Origin of the sequence: Nocardioides sp. (assembly GCF_030019515.1) — a bacterium.
Taxonomy (GTDB): Bacteria; Actinomycetota; Actinomycetes; order Propionibacteriales; family Nocardioidaceae; genus Nocardioides.
Genome location: NZ_JASEEQ010000005.1, coordinates 45824 through 62274 on the forward strand (window position 1 = coordinate 45824; position 16451 = coordinate 62274).

Sequence of the window (16451 nt, forward strand, 5' to 3'; positions counted from 1 at the left end):
CATGGCTGAGGACAACGAGAAGACCACCCCGGCGAAGAAGACGGCCGCCAAGAAGACGACCGCCGCCAAGAAGGCTGCGCCGGCCAAGAAGGCCGCTCCTGCCAAGAAGGCCGCTGCTGCCAAGAAGGCGGCGCCGGCGAAGGCCGCCGCTCCGAAGGCCGCGAAGGTGGACCTCCCCGCCGAGATCTTCGACGTCGAGCTGAACGTCCCGCTGATCCACCAGGTCGTGGTGGCCCAGCAGGCCGCCGCCCGGCAGGGCACGCACGCCACCAAGACCCGCGGCGAGGTCCGCGGTGGTGGCCGCAAGCCCTACAAGCAGAAGGGCACCGGCCGCGCCCGTCAGGGCTCGATCCGCGCTCCGCAGTTCGCCGGCGGTGGCACCGTCCACGGCCCGCAGCCGCGCAGCTACGACCAGCGCACCCCCAAGAAGATGAAGGTCGCCGCCCTCCGCGGTGCCCTGTCCGACCGGGCGCGCAACGACCGGATCCACGTGGTCGACTCGCTGATCGCCGCGGAGGCCCCGTCGACCAGGACGGCCCTGGCCGCGCTGTCGACGCTCTCCGAGCGCTCGCGCTTCCTCGTGGTGCTCGAGCGCACCGACACCGTCACCTGGCTGTCGCTGCGCAACGCCCCCGAGGTCCACATCGTGGCGGTCGACCAGCTGAACACCTACGACGTGCTGGCGTCCGACGACGTCGTCTTCACGCAGGGCGCGTACGACGCCTTCGTGACCGGCACGGCGCTGTCCAAGCCCGTCGAGGCCGAGGAGGCTGCGAAGTGAGCACCCTGCACAAGGACCACCGCGACATCCTGCTCGCGCCGGTCGTGTCCGAGAAGAGCTACGGCCTGCTCGACGCGAACAAGTACACCTTCCTGGTGCACCCCGACGCCAACAAGACCGAGATCAAGATCGCGGTCGAGAAGGTGTTCAACGTCAAGGTCACCTCCGTCAACACGATCAACCGTCCGGGCAAGACGCGCCGGACCCGCAACGGGCTCGGCAAGCGCAAGGACACCAAGCGCGCGATCGTCAGCCTCGCTGAGGGCGACCGCATCGACATCTTCGGGGGTCCGGTCTCCTGACCGGGCAGCCGTAGAGACGTAAGTTACGAGGACATCAGACAGATGGCTATCCGCAAGTACAAGCCGACTACCCCGGGCCGTCGCGGCTCGTCGGTCGCCGACTTCGTCGAGATCACCCGGACCACTCCGGAGAAGTCGCTGACGCGTCCGCTGCCCAAGAAGGGCGGCCGCAACAACCAGGGCCGGATCACCACCCGGCACCAGGGTGGCGGCCACAAGCGCGCCTACCGCGTCATCGACTTCCGTCGCTACGACAAGGACGGCGTCCCGGCCAAGGTCGCGCACATCGAGTACGACCCGAACCGCACCGCGCGGATCGCGCTGCTGCACTACGTCGACGGCGAGAAGCGCTACATCATCGCGCCGAAGGACCTGACGCAGGGCACCCGGGTCGAGTCCGGCCCGAACGCCGACATCAAGCCCGGCAACAACCTGCCGCTGCGCAACATCCCGGTCGGTACGACGATCCACTGCGTGGAGCTGCGGCCGGGCGGCGGTGCGAAGATCGCCCGCTCCGCGGGCAACAGTGCCCAGCTGGTGGCCCGCGAGGGCTCCCGGGCCACGCTGCGGCTGCCGTCGGGCGAGATGCGGTTCGTGGACGTGCGCTGCCGCGCGACCGTCGGCGAGGTCGGCAACGCCGAGCAGTCCAACATCAACTGGGGCAAGGCCGGCCGGATGCGTTGGAAGGGCAAGCGCCCGACCGTCCGCGGTGTCGTCATGAACCCGGTCGACCACCCGCACGGTGGTGGCGAGGGCAAGACCTCGGGTGGTCGTCACCCGGTGTCCCCCTGGGGCAAGCCCGAGGGCCGCACGCGCAAGCGCAAGGCCAGCGACTCCCAGATCATCCGTCGTCGCAAGACCGGCAAGAACAAGCGCTGATAGGGAAATAGAGACATGCCTCGCAGCCTGAAGAAGGGCCCGTTCGTCGACGACCACCTGCAGAAGAAGGTGGACGCCGAGAACGCCAAGGGCTCTCACAACGTCATCAAGACCTGGTCGCGCCGGTCGATGATCGTGCCGGACATGATCGGTCACACGATCGCCGTGCACGACGGTCGCAAGCACGTGCCGGTCTTCGTGACCGACTCGATGGTCGGCCACAAGCTCGGGGAGTTCGCTCCCACCCGCACCTACCGCGGGCACGTCAAGGAAGACCGGAAGGGACGTCGCCGATGAGCACCACCGAGCGCAGGCGCACCAGCGCCCGTCGCGAGTCGCTGCTCGCTGACCAGCCCGGCGCCTTCGCGAGCGCCCGCTACGCGCGGATCACGCCGATGAAGGCCCGCCGGGTCGTCGAGATGGTCCGCGGGCTGCCCGTCGACGAGGCCCTGTCGCTGCTGCAGTTCGCGCCGCAGGCCGCCTCCGAGACCGTCTACAAGGTGCTCGAGAGCGCCGTCGCCAACGCCGAGACCACCGAGGGCCTCGACCGCGGCGACCTGGTGGTCTCCGTGGCCCAGGTCGACGAGGGTCCGACGATGAAGCGCTGGCGCCCCCGGGCCCAGGGTCGGGCGACGCGCATCAACAAGCGCACCAGCCACATCACCCTGGCCGTCCAGCCGGCCGACGTGGTCGCAGGGAACAAGGCGACCCCGAAGAAGAGGAAGAGTGCCTGATGGGCCAGAAGATCAACCCGAACGGCTTCCGCCTCGGCATCTCGACCGACCACAAGAGCCGTTGGTACGCTGACAAGCTCTACAAGTCGTACGTCGGCGAGGACGTCGCCATCCGCAAGCTGCTCTCCAAGGGCATGGAGCGGGCCGGCATCGCCAAGGTGGAGATCGAGCGCACCCGTGACCGCGTGCGGGTGGACATCCACACCGCGCGTCCGGGCATCGTCATCGGCCGCCGCGGCGCCGAGGCCGACCGCATCCGTGGCGAGCTCGAGAAGCTCACCGGCAAGCAGGTCCAGCTGAACATCCTCGAGGTGAAGAACCCCGAGGTCGACGCCCAGCTGGTCGCGCAGGGTGTGGCCGAGCAGCTCTCCGGCCGCGTGCAGTTCCGGCGCGCCATGCGCAAGGCCATGCAGACCTCGATGCGCTCGGGTGCCAAGGGCATCCGGATCCAGTGCTCGGGCCGCCTCAACGGCGCCGAGATGTCGCGCACCGAGTTCTACCGCGAGGGTCGCGTCCCGCTGCACACGCTGCGTGCCGACATCGACTACGGCTTCTACGAGGCCCGCACGACCTTCGGCCGGATCGGCGTGAAGGTCTGGATCTACAAGGGCGAGGTCGCCGGCACCCGTGCCGAGCGCCAGGCCCAGGCCGCCGCCCGCGCCGGGGTCCCCGGCCGCGGTGGTCGTCCGACCCGCGGCAACGAGCGCGGTGGCGAGCGTCCGAGCCGCGGCTCGCGGGGCGACCGTCCGGCGCGCTCGGACCGCGACGCCGCTCCCGCCGAGGCCCCGGCCGAGGCTGCCGCTCCGGCTCCGGCCGCTGACACTCCGAAGGAGGGCTGAGTCATGTTGATGCCCCGTCGTGTCAAGCACCGCAAGCAGCACCACCCCCGGCGGACCGGTGCGGCCAAGGGCGGCACCCGTCTGGCGTTCGGCGACTTCGGCATCCAGGCGGTCGAGGCCGCCTATGTGACCAACCGGCAGATCGAGTCGGCCCGTATCGCGATGACCCGTCACATCAAGCGTGGCGGCAAGGTGTGGATCAACATCTACCCCGACCGCCCGCTGACGAAGAAGCCCGCCGAGACCCGCATGGGCTCCGGCAAGGGCTCGCCCGAGTGGTGGATCGCCAACGTGAAGCCGGGTCGGGTCATGTTCGAGCTCTCCGGCGTGGACGAGACGACCGCCCGCGAGGCCATGCGCCGCGCGATGCACAAGCTCCCCATGAAGTGCCGGTTCATCTCCCGCGAAGCAGGTGAATTCTGATGGCTACCACTGCCCACGAGCTCGACGAGCTGAACGCCGTCGACATCGAGGCCAAGCTGCGCGAGGCCAAGGAGGAGCTCTTCAACCTCCGCTTCCAGGCGGCCACCGGCCAGCTGGAGAGCCACGGTCGGCTCCGCACGGTCAAGAAGGACATCGCCCGGATCTACACCGTGGTGCGCGAGCGCGAGCTCGGCATCCGGACCACCCCGGGCCAGGACAGCAACGAGGATGGTGACGCCAAGTGAGCGAGCAGGCTCCGGCGAACGCTGCAGAGCGGAACGCCCGCAAGGTCCGTGAGGGCCTGGTCGTCAGCGACAAGATGGACAAGACCGTGGTCGTGTCCGTCGAGGACCGCGTCAAGCACGCGCTGTACGGCAAGGTCCTGCGCCGCACGAGCAAGCTCAAGGCGCACGACGAGCAGAACGAGTGCGGCATCGGCGACCGTGTTCTCCTGATGGAGACCCGGCCGTTGTCGGCCACCAAGCGGTGGCGCGTCGTGGAGATCCTCGAGAAGGCGAAGTAGCACCCGTTCCCTGCCCGGGACGGACCAACCAATGAAGTTCGGCCAGGCTCATCGTTCGTGAAGCGTTGAGAACCAGCTCGACAACCAGGAGAAACTGATGATCCAGCAGGAGTCGCGACTCAAGGTCGCCGACAACACCGGTGCGAAGGAGATCCTCTGCATCCGTGTTCTCGGTGGCTCGGGTCGGCGCTACGCCGGTATCGGCGACGTCATCGTCGCCACCGTGAAGGATGCGATCCCCGGTGGCAACGTGAAGAAGGGTGATGTCGTCAAGGCGGTCGTCGTGCGCACCGTGAAGGAGCGCCGTCGCCCGGACGGCTCGTACATCCGCTTCGACGAGAACGCCGCCGTCATCCTCAAGAACGACGGCGAGCCGCGAGGCACCCGCATCTTCGGCCCGGTGGGCCGCGAGCTGCGCGAGAAGAAGTTCATGAAGATCATCTCGCTCGCCCCGGAGGTGCTCTGAGCCATGGCTGAGTCGAAGAAGAAGAGCGTGAGCATCAAGAAGGGCGACACCGTCAAGGTGATCGCGGGCAAGGACAAGGGCGCCGAGGGTCGGGTCATCCAGGTGCTCCGCGAGGAGCAGCGGGTGATCGTCGAGGGCGTGAACCGCGTCAAGCGGCACACCAAGGTGGTCAACCAGGGCGGACGTGCCGGCAGCACCGGCGGCATCATCACCGCCGAGGCCCCGATCCACGTCTCGAACGTGATGCTGGTCGAGGACGACGGTGTGACCCGGATCGGCTTCCGCCGCGACGAGGTCACCAAGCGCCGCCCCGACGGCTCGACGTACAAGGCGGAGCGCAGCGTCCGCATCTCGCGCAAGACCGGCAAGGAAATCTGATGACCCAGACCGATTCTGAGCAGTCGCAGACGACGGCCTCCGCAAGGGTCACCCCTCGTCTCAAGACGCGCTACCGCGAGGAGATCCTCCCCGCACTGCGCTCCGAGTTCGCCATCGAGAACGTCATGCAGGTGCCCGCGCTGACCAAGATCGTGGTCAACATGGGTGTCGGCGAGGCGGCTCGCGACTCGAAGCTGATCGAGGGTGCCGTCAAGGACCTCACCGCGATCACGGGCCAGAAGCCGCTGGTCACCAAGGCCCGCAAGTCGATCGCGCAGTTCAAGCTGCGCGAGGGCATGCCGATCGGTGCGCACACCACGCTGCGCGGCGACCGGATGTGGGAGTTCCTGGACCGGCTGCTGTCACTCGCGCTGCCGCGCATCCGTGACTTCCGCGGCCTGAACCCCACCCAGTTCGACGGCCGGGGCAACTACACCTTCGGCCTCACCGAGCAGGTCATGTTCCACGAGATCGACCAGGACCGGATCGACCGCTCGCGGGGCATGGACATCACGGTCGTCACCACCGCCACCAACGACGAGCAGGGCCGTGCGCTGCTCAAGCAGCTCGGATTCCCGTTCAAGGAGGGCAACTGACATGGCGAAGACCGCTCTGAAGGTCAAGGCCGCTCGCAAGCCCAAGTTCGCGGTGCGCGGCTACACCCGCTGCCAGCGCTGCGGCCGGCCCAAGGCCGTCTACCGCAAGTTCGGCCTGTGCCGCATCTGCCTGCGGGAGATGGCGCACCGCGGCGAGCTGCCGGGCGTGACCAAGTCCAGTTGGTGACCACCACCCTCCACGACCGCTGAAGGTCGCGTCCGCCTGATGGGCGCGAAACCGCAGAAGAGAGAGAACAACCGCAATGACGATGACTGACCCGATCGCAGACATGCTGACCCGTCTGCGCAACGCCAACCAGGCGTACCACGATGCGGTGTCGATGCCGTACAGCAAGCTCAAGCAGGGTGTCGCCGACATCCTCAAGCAGGAGGGCTACATCACCTCCTACGACGTCACCGAGCCGGCCGAGGGCGAGGTCGGCAAGACGCTGACCATCACCCTCAAGTACGGCCGCAACCGGGAGCGCTCGATCGCGGGCGTCCGCCGGATCAGCAAGCCCGGCCTGCGGGTGTACGCCAAGCACACCGGGCTCCCGAGGGTGCTCGGCGGCCTGGGCGTCGCGATCATCTCGACCAGCCAGGGCCTGCTGACCGACCGCCAGGCGAACCAGAAGGGCGTGGGTGGGGAAGTCCTCGCCTACGTCTGGTAACGACGAGACCGAGAAGGAGAACGAAAGCATGTCGCGTATTGGCAAGCTCCCCGTCGCGGTCCCGTCGGGCGTCGACGTCGCGATCGACGGCGCGCACGTGACGGTCAAGGGCCCCAAGGGCACCCTGTCGCACACCGTGGCCGCCCCGATCACGGTCGAGAAGAACGACGGCGTCCTCGACGTCAGGCGTCCCGACGACGAGCGTCAGAGCAAGGCCCTCCACGGCCTGACCCGAACCCTGGTCAACAACATGGTGGTGGGCGTGACCGAGGGCTACGAGAAGAAGCTCGAGATCGTGGGCGTGGGCTACCGCGTCCTGTCCAAGGGCCCGACCCAGCTGGAGTTCCAGCTGGGGTACTCCCACCCGATCACCTTCAACGCCCCCGAGGGCATCACCTTCACGGTGGACGGCCCCACGCGCCTCGGCGTCCAGGGCATCGACAAGCAGCTCGTCGGTGAGGTGGCCGCCAACATCCGCAAGCTGCGCAAGCCCGAGCCGTACAAGGGCAAGGGCGTTCGCTACGCGGGTGAGCACATTCGCCGCAAGGTCGGAAAGGCCGGTAAGTGATCATGGCGATCTCACTGTCGAACAACAAGCACACCGCCACGCGGACGAAGTCCCGCCTGCGCCGCCAGGTCCGGGGCCGCAAGAAGGTCTCCGGCACGCCGGAGCGTCCGCGCCTGGTCGTCACCCGCTCCTCGAAGCACATCAGCGTCCAGGTCGTCGACGACCTGGTGGGCAAGACGCTTGCGTCGGCGTCCACCATGGAGTCGGACCTGCGTGGCTTCACGGGTGACAAGACCGCCAAGGCCAAGAAGGTGGGCGAGCTCGTCGCCGAGCGGGCCAAGTCCGCCGGTGTCGAGGGCGTCGTCTTCGACCGGGCCGGCAACAAGTACCACGGCCGCGTCGCGGCCCTGGCGGAGGGCGCCCGCGAGGGCGGCCTGACCTTCTGATCGCGATAGATACGCAAGTAGAGAGAAGAGGAACAGTCTCATGAGCGGAGCCCAGCGCGGACAGCGCGGTGGCGAGCGCCGTGGACGCGACGACCGTCGCGGCCAGGGTGCTGACAAGACCGCCTACATCGAGCGCGTCGTCGCGATCAACCGTGTCGCCAAGGTCGTGAAGGGTGGTCGTCGCTTCAGCTTCACCGCCCTCGTGGTCGTCGGCGACGGCGACGGCATGGTCGGCGTCGGCTACGGCAAGGCCAAGGAGGTCCCGGCGGCGATCGCCAAGGGTGTCGAGGAGGCGAAGAAGCACTTCTTCCGCGTTCCGCGCATCCAGGGCACGATCCCGCACCCCGTCCAGGGCGAGAAGGCGGCCGGTGTCGTCCTCCTGCGTCCCGCCGCCCCCGGTACCGGCGTCATCGCCGGTGGCCCGGTGCGCGCGGTGCTGGAGGCCGCCGGCATCCACGACGTGCTGAGCAAGTCGCTCGGGTCGTCGAACCAGATCAACATCGTCCACGCGACGGTGGCGGCCCTGCGGATGCTCGAGCAGCCCGAGGCCGTGGCCGCCCGCCGCGGACTGCCGGTCGAGCAGATCGCCCCGGCGGCGCTGCTCAAGGCCCGGGTCGAGGTCCCCGCGGGGGTCTCCGAGGAGGTGTCGTCCTGATGGCGCAGCTCAAGGTCCAGCAGAAGAAGGGCGTCGTCGGCATCAAGGCCAACCAGCGCGAGACCCTGCGCACGCTCGGGCTCAAGCGCATCGGCGACGTCGTCGTCAAGGAGGACCGCCCGGAGATCCGCGGCATGGTCAACACCGTCCGTCACCTCGTGACGGTCGAGGAGGTCGAGTGACATGACGCTCAAGCTGCACAACCTGCGTCCTGCCCCCGGCGCCAGGACCGCCAAGACCCGGGTGGGTCGCGGTGAGGGCTCCAAGGGCAAGACCGCGGGCCGTGGTACCAAGGGCACCAAGGCTCGCTACCAGGTCCCGGCCGCCTTCGAGGGCGGCCAGATGCCGATCCACATGCGGCTCCCGAAGCTCAAGGGCTTCAAGAACCCGTTCAAGGTGGAGTTCCAGGTCGTGAACCTGGACCGCATCAACAAGCTCTTCCCCGAGGGCGGCGCCGTGGGCGTCGAGGACCTCGTCGCCAAGGGCGCCGTCCGTGACGGCCACCCGGTGAAGGTCCTCGGCCAGGGCGACCTGTCCGTGGCCGTGCAGGTGAGCGCGAACGCGTTCTCCGCGAGGGCCTCGGAGAAGATCGAGGCCGCCGGCGGCACCACGACGTTGGTGTGACCCACGGGTGACCCGATCCAGCGCATTGGGCGCGGCGGTCCTGCCCCTGGCAGGACCGTCCGCGCCCGTCGCGCGCTCGGGGGTCGTCACCCTGCCTGTTAGGCTTCCCCGGGTCCTTGCGGTCGAGTCGCAGGGGCCGCTTCACGCTTGGAGAAAGAGGATCTCGTGCTGAGCGCGTTCGCGAACGCTTTCCGGACCCCGGACCTGCGGCGCAAGCTGCTGTTCGTCGTGTTGATCATCGGGGTCTTCCGGCTCGGATCGCAGGTCCCGACCCCCGGCGTCGACGTCGGCAACGTGCAGGCCTGCGTGGACATCGCCACCGAGGGCAGCAACGCCGACCTGTACAGCCTGGTCAACATGTTCTCCGGCGGGGCGCTGCTCCAGCTGACGATCTTCGCGCTCGGCATCATGCCGTACATCACCGCGAGCATCATCCTGCAGCTGCTGGTCGTGGTGATCCCGCGGCTCGAGGCGCTGAAGAAGGAAGGCCAGTCCGGCCAGACCAAGATCACCCAGTACACCCGCTACCTGACGCTGGGCCTCGCGGTCCTCCAGGCGACGGGCATCGTGGCCCTGGCCCGCTCCGGCAACCTGCTCCAGGGCTGCGACCCCACCACGTTCCCGCTGCTCCACGACAACGGGACCTCGACGTTCCTCCTCATGGTCGTCACGATGACCGCCGGCACCGCGGTGATCATGTGGCTCGGCGAGCTGATCACCGAGCACGGCATCGGCAACGGCATGTCGCTGCTGATCTTCACCCAGATCATCGCGGGCTTCCCGTCCTCGCTGTGGTCGGTCCAGAGCTCCAAGGGCTGGTGGGTCTTCGGCATCGTGATGGTCACCGGCCTGGTGATCGTCGCAGCGGTCGTCTTCGTCGAGCAGGCCCAGCGCCGGATCCCGGTGCAGTACGCCCGCCGGATGGTCGGCCGCAAGATGTTCGGCGGCAGCTCCACCTACATCCCGCTCAAGGTGAACCAGGCCGGCGTCATCCCGGTCATCTTCGCCTCGTCGCTGCTCTACCTGCCCGCGATGCTGGTGTCGTTCAACCCCAGCGCCGACTCGAGGTGGGCGAACTGGATCAACTCCTACCTGGTGCGCGGCGACCACCCGCTGTACATGCTCACGTTCTTCCTGCTGATCATCTTCTTCACCTACTTCTACGTGTCGATCACGTTCAACCCGAACGAGGTGGCCGACAACATGAAGAAGTACGGCGGCTTCATCCCCGGGATCCGGGCGGGCAAGCCGACCGAGGACTACCTGGCCTACGTCCTGTCCCGCATCACGCTGCCCGGCTCCCTCTACCTCGGGCTGATCTCCCTGATCCCGCTGATCGCCTTCGCCGTGATCGGTGCCAACCAGAACTTCCCGTTCGGCGGCACCAGCATCCTGATCATGGTCGGCGTCGGGCTGGACACGGTGAAGCAGATCGAGAGCCAGCTCCAGCAGCGCAACTACGAAGGATTCCTGCGCTGATATGCGATTGATCACCATCGACTGCGCGGGCACGACGCGCCCTGCGACAATGCGGATGACATGCGCCTGATCATCATGGGCCCCCCGGGGGCCGGCAAGGGAACCCAAGCGAAGTTCATCGCCGAGCACTTCAAGATCCCCGCGATCTCGACCGGCGACATCTTCCGTGCGAACGTCTCCGAGGGCACGCCGCTGGGTGTCGAGGCGAAGCGCTTCATGGACGCCGGCGAGTACGTCCCCGACGAGGTGACCAACCGGATGGTCCGCAACCGGATCGACGAGCCGGACGCGGCCAGCGGGTTCCTGCTCGACGGCTACCCGCGCACGGTCGCCCAGGTCGAGGAGCTCGACGGGATGATCCGGTTCACCGGACACCAGCTCGACGCCGTCGTCTGCCTCACCGTCGACCAGGACGAGATCGTCAGCCGGCTGCTCCAGCGCGCGCAGGTCGAGGGACGCGCCGACGACACCGAGGACGTGATCCGGCGCCGCCAGGATCTCTACCTCCAGGAGACGGCGCCGCTGATCGAGATCTACAAGCAGCGCGGCATCGTGCACGAGATCGACGGCATCGGCGAGGTCGACGAGGTGACCGCGCGGATCTTCCAGGCGCTGGACGTCATCCCGGAAAGCTGATGGGCCTGTTCGACCGCGGGGTCGAGATCAAGACCCCCGAGCAGATCGCCGGCATGCGCAAGGCCGGCCTCGTGGTGGGCCGCACCCTGGAGCTGCTGCGCGCCAGCGTGCGTGCCGGGACCTCCACGGCCGAGCTCGACGCGATCGCCGAGGACAGCATCCGCTCGTCGGGCGCGGTCCCGTCGTTCCAGGGCTACCACGGGTTCCCGGCCACGATCTGCACCTCGGTCAACGACGAGGTGGTGCACGGGATCCCCGGTGACCGGGTGATCGCCGAGGGCGACGTGGTGTCGATCGACTGCGGCGCGATCGTCGACGGCTGGCACGGCGACGCGGCGATCACGGTCGCCATCGGCGACGTGCCCGACGAGGTGGCCGAGCTGATGCGGGTCACCGAGGAGGCGATGTGGCGAGGCATCGCCGCGGCCCGCCTCGGCGGCCGGGTCACCGACATCTCCCACGCCGTCGAGACGTTCGTGCGGAGCCGCGGTCGCTACGGGATCCTCGAGGACTACACCGGCCACGGCATCGGCTCCCAGATGCACCAGCCGCCGAACGTGCCCAACTACGGTCGCCCGGGCAAGGGGCCGCGTCTGGTCGAGGGCCTCGCGCTCGCGGTCGAGCCGATGCTCACCCTCGGCGCCAAGGACGTCTCGGTGCTCGAGGACGACTGGACCGTGGTCACCGACGACGGCAGCTGGGCCGCCCACTTCGAGCACACGTTCACGATCACGCCGCGCGGGACCTGGGCGCTGACGGCGCTGGACGGCGGCGAGGCGGCGCTCACCGCGCTCGGGGTCCCCTACGGCGGGGACTGACCCGGTCGCCCCGCCCCGAATCGTGCGCGGTGGCCCCGGCGTGGAATGATGGGAGCCACCAGGAGGGGAGTATTCCCCGCGGTGGTGTCGTCAGTACGGCCCGGGCCGGTGCCCGGACCCGGTGCCATCGGCTCGTGACCCGAGCGGAAGAGACCTCCGGAGAACTGACCGCGCCGGCGTACGACGTACGTTGACATTCTGCGCCACTCCGGAGGAGAACTCTCGATGACTGCCATGATCATGGGTGACTCGGTCGCCTCACCGCTCGTCTGGGCGATCACCATCGCGGTGACGCTCGGCGTCCTGTTCGTCGACCTCGTGGTCATCGCCCGCCGCCCGCACGAGCCGACCATGCCCGAGGTGAGCCGCCACCTGGCGTTCTTCATCGGTCTGGCCGTGCTGTTCGGCGCGGCGCTCTGGCTGTTCGCCGAGCCGCACGCGCTCTCGCCGAACCCCGGACCGGAGTTCTTCGCAGGCTGGCTGACGGAGTACTCCCTGTCGATCGACAACCTGTTCATCTTCATCATCATCATGGCGAACTTCTCGGTGCCGAGGCAGTACCAGCAGACCGCGCTGATGATCGGCATCGTGCTCGCCCTGGTGATGCGGGCGATCTTCATCGTGGTCGGCGCCGCCGCCATCAACGAGTTCAGCTGGGTCTTCTACGTCTTCGGGGCGTTCCTGCTGTGGACGGCGGTCAAGCTCGCCAAGCAGGGCTCCACCGAGGACGACGCCGAGGAGTACGAGGAGAACCGCCTGGTGCGGTTCGCGGAGAAGCACCTGCCCGCCACCAGCGAGTGGCACGGGACGAAGCTGCTCACCAAGACGAACGGCAAGCGGCTGATCACCCCGATGTTCCTGGTGGTCCTCACGCTCGGAACCACCGACCTGCTGTTCGCCCTGGACTCGATCCCCGCGATCTACGGCCTGACCCGCGACCCCTACCTGGTGTTCACCGCCAACGTGTTCGCGCTGATGGGCCTGCGGCAGCTCTACTTCCTCATCGGCGGCCTGCTCCAGCGGCTCATCTACCTCTCCTACGGCCTCGCCGTGCTGCTCGGGTTCATCGGCGTCAAGCTGGTGCTGCACGCGATGCACGAGAACGAGCTGCCGTTCATCAACGGCGGGGAGCACATCGGGTGGGCCCCCGACATCCCGATCTGGCTCTCGCTGGCGGTGATCATCGGGACCCTGGCGATCACCGCGGTCGTCAGCCTGGCCGTCTCCTCGCGGATGTCCAAGGCGGAGGTCGAGGAGCGCACGGCCTCGCTCGGCGACGACTAGCCCGTGGCCCGAGACCGGGACCGGAATGGAACACCCGGCCGGCCGGTTGGCACCAGGGTGAGCGCCCGTCGTACCGCCCTGTCCGTCCTCGACCTGGTCCCGGTCCGCAGCGACCAGACGACCGCCGACGCACTCGCGGCGACGCTCTCGCTCGCCAGGGTCGCCGACGAGCTCGACTACCGGCGCTACTGGCTCGCCGAGCACCACAACATGCCGGCGGTCGCCGCGACCAACCCGCCGGTGCTCATCGGCCTGGTCGCCGGCGCCACCCGGCGGCTGCGGGTCGGGTCCGGCGGGGTGATGCTGCCCAACCACGCGCCGCTCGTCGTCGCCGAGCAGTTCGCGCTGCTCGAGGCTGCCTTCCCGGGCCGGATCGACCTCGGCATCGGCCGCGCGCCGGGCAGCGACCCGGTCACCAGCTACGCGCTGCGGCACGGGGCCGGGGGAGTCAGCGACGAGGCGGTGACCCGGTTCCCGGAGTACGTCGACAACGTGCTCGCGATGATGGCGCCCGAGGGGGTGGGCCTCGGCATCCAGGGCCGCACCTACCCGCTGCGCGCCACTCCCGCGGCCCGGACCGTCCCGACCGTCTGGCTGCTCGGGTCCTCCGACTACTCCGCCCGCCTGGCCGCCGAGAAGGGGCTGCCGTACGTCTTCGCGCACCACTTCTCAGGCTCGGGGACCGCCGAGGCGCTGGAGCTCTACCGCTCCGGCTTCCGCCCGTCCCCGGAGCTCCCCGAGCCGCGGACCTTCCTCACGGTGAACGCGGTCGTCGCCGAGACCGCCGAGGAGGCCGGTCGTCTCGCGCTGCCGCAGCTGCTGGCGATGGTGGCCCTGCGCACCGGCGGCGAGCTGCGCCCGCAGCTCAGCGTCGAGGAGGCGGAGCAGGTCGAGCTGCCGCCGGCGCACCGCGACCTGCTGGACGCGATGGCGCAGCGCTGGGTGATCGGCACCGCCGAGCGGGCCCGGGACCGGATCGAGGAGCTGGCCGCGACGTACGACGTCGACGAGGTGATGGTGCACCCGGTCGCCGGTGCCTTCACCGGCACCGAGCCGGGCGCGAGCCCGGCCCGCGAGGAGACCTTGCGGCTCCTGCTCGCGGCTCCTGCCTGATTCGTGTTTCGCGCCTGTTTGAGACTAAACTGGCGTGTCGGCCCAACGTGGGTCTGCTTCGTGGCGCCTCGCGGCTGCCGGAAACCAACCGAATCACTCCTCGGAGTGACTCGTGCGTGTGCCCGGGATGAGGACCACGAGCGGCTTCACGAGGTCCACCGTCCGCCCCGTGCTCACGGGGAGGCCGGAGGTTCCCGGGCCACACGGTAGACAAGCAACCAACAGATTGTGGAGGACATGCCGAAGAAAGAAGGCGTGATCGAGATCGAGGGCACCGTCGTGGAGGCCCTTCCGAACGCGATGTTCCGCGTGGAGCTGAGCAACGGCCACAAGGTTCTCGCCCACATCAGCGGCAAGATGCGCCAGCACTACATCCGGATCCTCCCCGAGGACCGCGTGGTGGTCGAGCTCTCGCCGTACGACCTCACCCGAGGTCGGATCGTCTACCGGTACAAGTAAGCAAGCCGCTACTCACCGGAAAGGGCCTGACAGTGAAGGTCAAGCCGAGCGTCAAGGCGATCTGTGACAAGTGCAAGGTGATTCGTCGCCACGGCCGCGTCATGGTGATCTGCGAGAACCCGCGCCACAAGCAGCGTCAGGGCTGATCGCAACCTGTAGGACAACTGAACACTCAAACGTGAACGCTCAGCCCGTCTGCGACGGGTCAACCACCTCCGGACGACAGGCCGGGGCCTGAACCACGAGGGTCAGGACGCGTCACGACCAGACACCTGTCGTGAACCACCCGAAGGGAAACAGCCAGACCATGGCACGCCTCGTTGGTGTGGACCTCCCGCGCGACAAGCGCATCGAGGTCGCACTCACCTACATCTACGGCATCGGCCGTACCCGCGCCCAGCAGGTCCTGGAGGCCACCGGGGTCAACCCCGACCTCCGCGTCCACCAGCTGGGAGACGAAGAGCTGGTCAAGCTCCGTGACGAGATCGAAGCCAACTTCAAGATCGAGGGTGACCTCCGTCGCGAGGTCCAGGCCGACATCCGGCGCAAGATCGAGATCGGCAGCTACCAGGGTCGCCGCCACCGTCAGGGCCTCCCGGTCCGCGGTCAGCGCACCAAGACCAACGCCCGCACCCGCAAGGGTCCGAAGCGCACGGTTGCCGGCAAGAAGAAGGCCAAGTGACGCCTCGCCCCCGGGCGAGCCAATTCGGTCTCTGATCATCCAGACCAGCTACTTCAGGAGATAACTGCATGCCTCCCAAGAGCCGCACCGCGGCCGGCGCCAAGAAGGTGCGCCGCAAGGAGAAGAAGAACGTCGCCATGGGCGAGGCTCACATCAAGAGCACGTTCAACAACACCATCGTCACGATCACCGACCCCACCGGTGCGGTGATCTCGTGGGCCTCGGCCGGCACCGTCGGCTTCAAGGGCTCGCGCAAGTCCACCCCGTTCGCCGCTCAGATGGCAGCCGAGGCTGCCGGTCGTCGGGCGATGGAGCACGGCATGAAGAAGATCGACGTCTTCGTGAAGGGCCCGGGCTCGGGCCGCGAGACGGCGATCCGCTCCCTGGGTGCGATCGGCCTCGAGGTCGGCACCATCCAGGACGTCACGCCGACGCCCCACAACGGCTGCCGCCCGCCCAAGCGCCGCCGCGTCTGACCCGACACCAGAACAGGAGACTTGTAGCAATGGCCCGTTACACCGGACCCATGACCAAGAAGTCGCGCCGCCTCGGTGTCGACCTCGTCGGTGGCGACTCGGCTTACGAGCGTCGCCCCTACCCGCCCGGCCAGCACGGCCGCGGCCGCATCAAGGAGAGCGAGTACCTCCTTCAGCTCCGCGAGAAGCAGAAGGCGCGCTTCACCTACGGCGTCCTCGAGAAGCAGTTCCACAACTACTACACCGAGGCCTCGCGTCGCTCCGGCAAGACCGGCGACAACCTGCTCCAGCTGCTGGAGTGCCGCCTCGACAACGTGGTCTACCGCTCCGGGTTCGCCCGGACGCGTCGCCACGCCCGTCAGCTCGTCACCCACGGCCACTTCAAGGTGAACGGCAAGAAGGTCGACATCCCGTCCTTCCAGGTCACCGCGCACGACGTCATCGACGTCCGCGACAAGTCGCTGGAGATGACCCCGTTCATCGTGGCTCGCGAGACCCACGGCGAGCGCGTGGTGCCCGCGTGGCTCGAGGCGATCCCGACGCGGATGCGGATCCTGGTCCACCAGCTCCCCGTGCGTGCCCAGATCGACATCCCCGTCCAGGAGCAGCTCATCGTCGAGTTCTACTCCAAGAAGTAAGACCTCTCCCTTCCGTCATCACGATGTTCGGGCCCGTCATA

29 protein-coding genes are annotated in these 16451 nt (G+C 68.2%); all 29 read left to right on the forward strand.

The window, feature by feature from the left end:
- Window position 1: 1 nt before the first annotated feature.
- The 29 genes from rplD to rpsD all read left to right on the forward strand — a co-directional run bounded on the left by rplD (window position 2) and on the right by rpsD (window position 16410).
- Window positions 2-781 carry a 50S ribosomal protein L4 gene (gene rplD / locus QMC84_RS08680; protein ID WP_300373904.1) on the forward strand — a complete coding sequence of 260 codons (780 nt, stop codon included), beginning with the start codon at window positions 2-4 and terminating at the stop codon, window positions 779-781.
- Window positions 778-1083, forward strand: coding sequence for a 50S ribosomal protein L23 (rplW, locus tag QMC84_RS08685; RefSeq protein ID WP_011757332.1), 306 nt, complete (start codon window positions 778-780; stop codon window positions 1081-1083). The genes rplD and rplW overlap by 4 nt, the downstream gene beginning before the upstream one ends.
- Window positions 1084-1125: 42 nt before the next feature.
- Window positions 1126-1962 (forward strand): 50S ribosomal protein L2, encoded by an 837-nt coding sequence (gene rplB / locus QMC84_RS08690; protein ID WP_300373906.1) that lies wholly within the window; start codon window positions 1126-1128, stop codon window positions 1960-1962.
- A 15-nt stretch (window positions 1963-1977) separates the two neighbouring features.
- Entirely contained in the window at window positions 1978-2259 is a 282-nt protein-coding gene (rpsS, locus tag QMC84_RS08695; RefSeq protein ID WP_011757330.1) for a 30S ribosomal protein S19, read from the forward strand.
- Window positions 2256-2696, forward strand: coding sequence for a 50S ribosomal protein L22 (gene rplV / locus QMC84_RS08700; protein ID WP_300373909.1), 441 nt, complete (start codon window positions 2256-2258; stop codon window positions 2694-2696). Before rpsS ends, rplV begins: the two co-directional genes overlap by 4 nt.
- Window positions 2696-3535: a 30S ribosomal protein S3 gene (gene rpsC, locus QMC84_RS08705; RefSeq protein WP_300373911.1), complete on the forward strand. Its 840-nt coding sequence runs from the start codon at window positions 2696-2698 to the stop codon at window positions 3533-3535. Before rplV ends, rpsC begins: the two co-directional genes overlap by 1 nt.
- A 3-nt stretch (window positions 3536-3538) precedes the next feature.
- Entirely contained in the window at window positions 3539-3958 is a 420-nt protein-coding gene (gene rplP, locus QMC84_RS08710; RefSeq protein WP_300373913.1) for a 50S ribosomal protein L16, read from the forward strand.
- The gene (rpmC, locus tag QMC84_RS08715) at window positions 3958-4203 is read left to right on the forward strand and encodes a 50S ribosomal protein L29 (protein WP_300373915.1); all 246 of its coding nucleotides are present in this window, start codon (window positions 3958-3960) and stop codon (window positions 4201-4203) included. The genes rplP and rpmC overlap by 1 nt, the downstream gene beginning before the upstream one ends.
- On the forward strand, window positions 4200-4481 hold the full coding sequence (gene rpsQ, locus QMC84_RS08720; RefSeq protein ID WP_300373917.1) for a 30S ribosomal protein S17: 282 nt from the start codon (window positions 4200-4202) through the stop codon (window positions 4479-4481). The genes rpmC and rpsQ overlap by 4 nt, the downstream gene beginning before the upstream one ends.
- A 97-nt stretch (window positions 4482-4578) precedes the next feature.
- Entirely contained in the window at window positions 4579-4947 is a 369-nt protein-coding gene (rplN, locus tag QMC84_RS08725) for a 50S ribosomal protein L14 (RefSeq protein ID WP_011757324.1), read from the forward strand.
- Between the two features lie 3 nt (window positions 4948-4950).
- Window positions 4951-5325, forward strand: coding sequence for a 50S ribosomal protein L24 (gene rplX, locus QMC84_RS08730; RefSeq protein WP_300373919.1), 375 nt, complete (start codon window positions 4951-4953; stop codon window positions 5323-5325).
- Entirely contained in the window at window positions 5325-5921 is a 597-nt protein-coding gene (gene rplE / locus QMC84_RS08735; RefSeq protein ID WP_300373921.1) for a 50S ribosomal protein L5, read from the forward strand. The genes rplX and rplE overlap by 1 nt, the downstream gene beginning before the upstream one ends.
- Before the next feature lies 1 nt (window position 5922).
- On the forward strand, window positions 5923-6108 hold the full coding sequence (locus QMC84_RS08740) for a type Z 30S ribosomal protein S14 (RefSeq protein ID WP_011757321.1): 186 nt from the start codon (window positions 5923-5925) through the stop codon (window positions 6106-6108).
- A 76-nt stretch (window positions 6109-6184) separates the two neighbouring features.
- Window positions 6185-6592: a 30S ribosomal protein S8 gene (gene rpsH, locus QMC84_RS08745; RefSeq protein ID WP_300373923.1), complete on the forward strand. Its 408-nt coding sequence runs from the start codon at window positions 6185-6187 to the stop codon at window positions 6590-6592.
- A gap of 28 nt (window positions 6593-6620) precedes the next feature.
- Window positions 6621-7160, forward strand: a complete 540-nt coding sequence (rplF, locus tag QMC84_RS08750; RefSeq protein WP_300373925.1) for a 50S ribosomal protein L6 — start codon at window positions 6621-6623, stop codon at window positions 7158-7160.
- A gap of 2 nt (window positions 7161-7162) precedes the next feature.
- Entirely contained in the window at window positions 7163-7546 is a 384-nt protein-coding gene (rplR, locus tag QMC84_RS08755; RefSeq protein ID WP_300373927.1) for a 50S ribosomal protein L18, read from the forward strand.
- A gap of 40 nt (window positions 7547-7586) precedes the next feature.
- Window positions 7587-8201 (forward strand): 30S ribosomal protein S5, encoded by a 615-nt coding sequence (rpsE, locus tag QMC84_RS08760; protein ID WP_300373929.1) that lies wholly within the window; start codon window positions 7587-7589, stop codon window positions 8199-8201.
- Window positions 8201-8383 carry a 50S ribosomal protein L30 gene (rpmD, locus tag QMC84_RS08765; protein WP_011757316.1) on the forward strand — a complete coding sequence of 61 codons (183 nt, stop codon included), beginning with the start codon at window positions 8201-8203 and terminating at the stop codon, window positions 8381-8383. Before rpsE ends, rpmD begins: the two co-directional genes overlap by 1 nt.
- 1 nt (window position 8384) lies before the next feature.
- Entirely contained in the window at window positions 8385-8825 is a 441-nt protein-coding gene (gene rplO / locus QMC84_RS08770; protein ID WP_300373932.1) for a 50S ribosomal protein L15, read from the forward strand.
- Between the two features lie 165 nt (window positions 8826-8990).
- The gene (secY, locus tag QMC84_RS08775; protein WP_300373934.1) at window positions 8991-10304 is read left to right on the forward strand and encodes a preprotein translocase subunit SecY; all 1314 of its coding nucleotides are present in this window, start codon (window positions 8991-8993) and stop codon (window positions 10302-10304) included.
- A gap of 60 nt (window positions 10305-10364) precedes the next feature.
- Window positions 10365-10940, forward strand: coding sequence for an adenylate kinase (locus QMC84_RS08780; RefSeq protein WP_300373936.1), 576 nt, complete (start codon window positions 10365-10367; stop codon window positions 10938-10940).
- On the forward strand, window positions 10940-11758 hold the full coding sequence (gene map / locus QMC84_RS08785; protein ID WP_300373938.1) for a type I methionyl aminopeptidase: 819 nt from the start codon (window positions 10940-10942) through the stop codon (window positions 11756-11758). The genes QMC84_RS08780 and map overlap by 1 nt, the downstream gene beginning before the upstream one ends.
- A 225-nt stretch (window positions 11759-11983) precedes the next feature.
- Window positions 11984-13042 carry a TerC family protein gene (locus tag QMC84_RS08790; protein ID WP_300373940.1) on the forward strand — a complete coding sequence of 353 codons (1059 nt, stop codon included), beginning with the start codon at window positions 11984-11986 and terminating at the stop codon, window positions 13040-13042.
- 57 nt (window positions 13043-13099) lie between these two features.
- Window positions 13100-14155: an LLM class flavin-dependent oxidoreductase gene (locus QMC84_RS08795; protein WP_300373942.1), complete on the forward strand. Its 1056-nt coding sequence runs from the start codon at window positions 13100-13102 to the stop codon at window positions 14153-14155.
- Between the two features lie 237 nt (window positions 14156-14392).
- Window positions 14393-14614 (forward strand): translation initiation factor IF-1, encoded by a 222-nt coding sequence (infA, locus tag QMC84_RS08800; RefSeq protein WP_011757309.1) that lies wholly within the window; start codon window positions 14393-14395, stop codon window positions 14612-14614.
- A gap of 32 nt (window positions 14615-14646) precedes the next feature.
- Window positions 14647-14760: a 50S ribosomal protein L36 gene (gene rpmJ, locus QMC84_RS08805; protein ID WP_028644817.1), complete on the forward strand. Its 114-nt coding sequence runs from the start codon at window positions 14647-14649 to the stop codon at window positions 14758-14760.
- A 161-nt stretch (window positions 14761-14921) separates the two neighbouring features.
- Window positions 14922-15296: a 30S ribosomal protein S13 gene (gene rpsM, locus QMC84_RS08810; protein WP_300373947.1), complete on the forward strand. Its 375-nt coding sequence runs from the start codon at window positions 14922-14924 to the stop codon at window positions 15294-15296.
- A gap of 68 nt (window positions 15297-15364) precedes the next feature.
- Window positions 15365-15772, forward strand: coding sequence for a 30S ribosomal protein S11 (gene rpsK, locus QMC84_RS08815; RefSeq protein WP_011757306.1), 408 nt, complete (start codon window positions 15365-15367; stop codon window positions 15770-15772).
- Window positions 15773-15801: 29 nt separating this feature from the next.
- The gene (gene rpsD / locus QMC84_RS08820) at window positions 15802-16410 is read left to right on the forward strand and encodes a 30S ribosomal protein S4 (protein ID WP_300373950.1); all 609 of its coding nucleotides are present in this window, start codon (window positions 15802-15804) and stop codon (window positions 16408-16410) included.
- Window positions 16411-16451 lie beyond the last annotated feature (41 nt).

What these genes read in the sequence shown, in the direction of transcription:
- rplD (WP_300373904.1), top strand. Translation starts at nt 2, where the DNA reads ATGGCTGAGGACAACGAGAAGACCACCCCGGCGAAGAAGACGGCCGCC.
- rplB (WP_300373906.1), top strand. Translation starts at nt 1,126, where the DNA reads ATGGCTATCCGCAAGTACAAGCCGACTACCCCGGGCCGTCGCGGCTCG.
- rpsS (WP_011757330.1), top strand. Translation starts at nt 1,978, where the DNA reads ATGCCTCGCAGCCTGAAGAAGGGCCCGTTCGTCGACGACCACCTGCAG.
- rplV (WP_300373909.1), top strand. Translation starts at nt 2,256, where the DNA reads ATGAGCACCACCGAGCGCAGGCGCACCAGCGCCCGTCGCGAGTCGCTG.
- rpsC (WP_300373911.1), top strand. Translation starts at nt 2,696, where the DNA reads ATGGGCCAGAAGATCAACCCGAACGGCTTCCGCCTCGGCATCTCGACC.
- rplP (WP_300373913.1), top strand. Translation starts at nt 3,539, where the DNA reads ATGTTGATGCCCCGTCGTGTCAAGCACCGCAAGCAGCACCACCCCCGG.
- rpmC (WP_300373915.1), top strand. Translation starts at nt 3,958, where the DNA reads ATGGCTACCACTGCCCACGAGCTCGACGAGCTGAACGCCGTCGACATC.
- rplN (WP_011757324.1), top strand. Translation starts at nt 4,579, where the DNA reads ATGATCCAGCAGGAGTCGCGACTCAAGGTCGCCGACAACACCGGTGCG.
- rplX (WP_300373919.1), top strand. Translation starts at nt 4,951, where the DNA reads ATGGCTGAGTCGAAGAAGAAGAGCGTGAGCATCAAGAAGGGCGACACC.
- rplE (WP_300373921.1), top strand. Translation starts at nt 5,325, where the DNA reads ATGACCCAGACCGATTCTGAGCAGTCGCAGACGACGGCCTCCGCAAGG.
- QMC84_RS08740 (WP_011757321.1), top strand. Translation starts at nt 5,923, where the DNA reads ATGGCGAAGACCGCTCTGAAGGTCAAGGCCGCTCGCAAGCCCAAGTTC.
- rpsH (WP_300373923.1), top strand. Translation starts at nt 6,185, where the DNA reads ATGACGATGACTGACCCGATCGCAGACATGCTGACCCGTCTGCGCAAC.
- rplF (WP_300373925.1), top strand. Translation starts at nt 6,621, where the DNA reads ATGTCGCGTATTGGCAAGCTCCCCGTCGCGGTCCCGTCGGGCGTCGAC.
- rplR (WP_300373927.1), top strand. Translation starts at nt 7,163, where the DNA reads ATGGCGATCTCACTGTCGAACAACAAGCACACCGCCACGCGGACGAAG.
- rpsE (WP_300373929.1), top strand. Translation starts at nt 7,587, where the DNA reads ATGAGCGGAGCCCAGCGCGGACAGCGCGGTGGCGAGCGCCGTGGACGC.
- rpmD (WP_011757316.1), top strand. Translation starts at nt 8,201, where the DNA reads ATGGCGCAGCTCAAGGTCCAGCAGAAGAAGGGCGTCGTCGGCATCAAG.
- rplO (WP_300373932.1), top strand. Translation starts at nt 8,385, where the DNA reads ATGACGCTCAAGCTGCACAACCTGCGTCCTGCCCCCGGCGCCAGGACC.
- QMC84_RS08780 (WP_300373936.1), top strand. Translation starts at nt 10,365, where the DNA reads ATGCGCCTGATCATCATGGGCCCCCCGGGGGCCGGCAAGGGAACCCAA.
- map (WP_300373938.1), top strand. Translation starts at nt 10,940, where the DNA reads ATGGGCCTGTTCGACCGCGGGGTCGAGATCAAGACCCCCGAGCAGATC.
- QMC84_RS08790 (WP_300373940.1), top strand. Translation starts at nt 11,984, where the DNA reads ATGACTGCCATGATCATGGGTGACTCGGTCGCCTCACCGCTCGTCTGG.
- infA (WP_011757309.1), top strand. Translation starts at nt 14,393, where the DNA reads ATGCCGAAGAAAGAAGGCGTGATCGAGATCGAGGGCACCGTCGTGGAG.
- rpsM (WP_300373947.1), top strand. Translation starts at nt 14,922, where the DNA reads ATGGCACGCCTCGTTGGTGTGGACCTCCCGCGCGACAAGCGCATCGAG.
- rpsK (WP_011757306.1), top strand. Translation starts at nt 15,365, where the DNA reads ATGCCTCCCAAGAGCCGCACCGCGGCCGGCGCCAAGAAGGTGCGCCGC.
- rpsD (WP_300373950.1), top strand. Translation starts at nt 15,802, where the DNA reads ATGGCCCGTTACACCGGACCCATGACCAAGAAGTCGCGCCGCCTCGGT.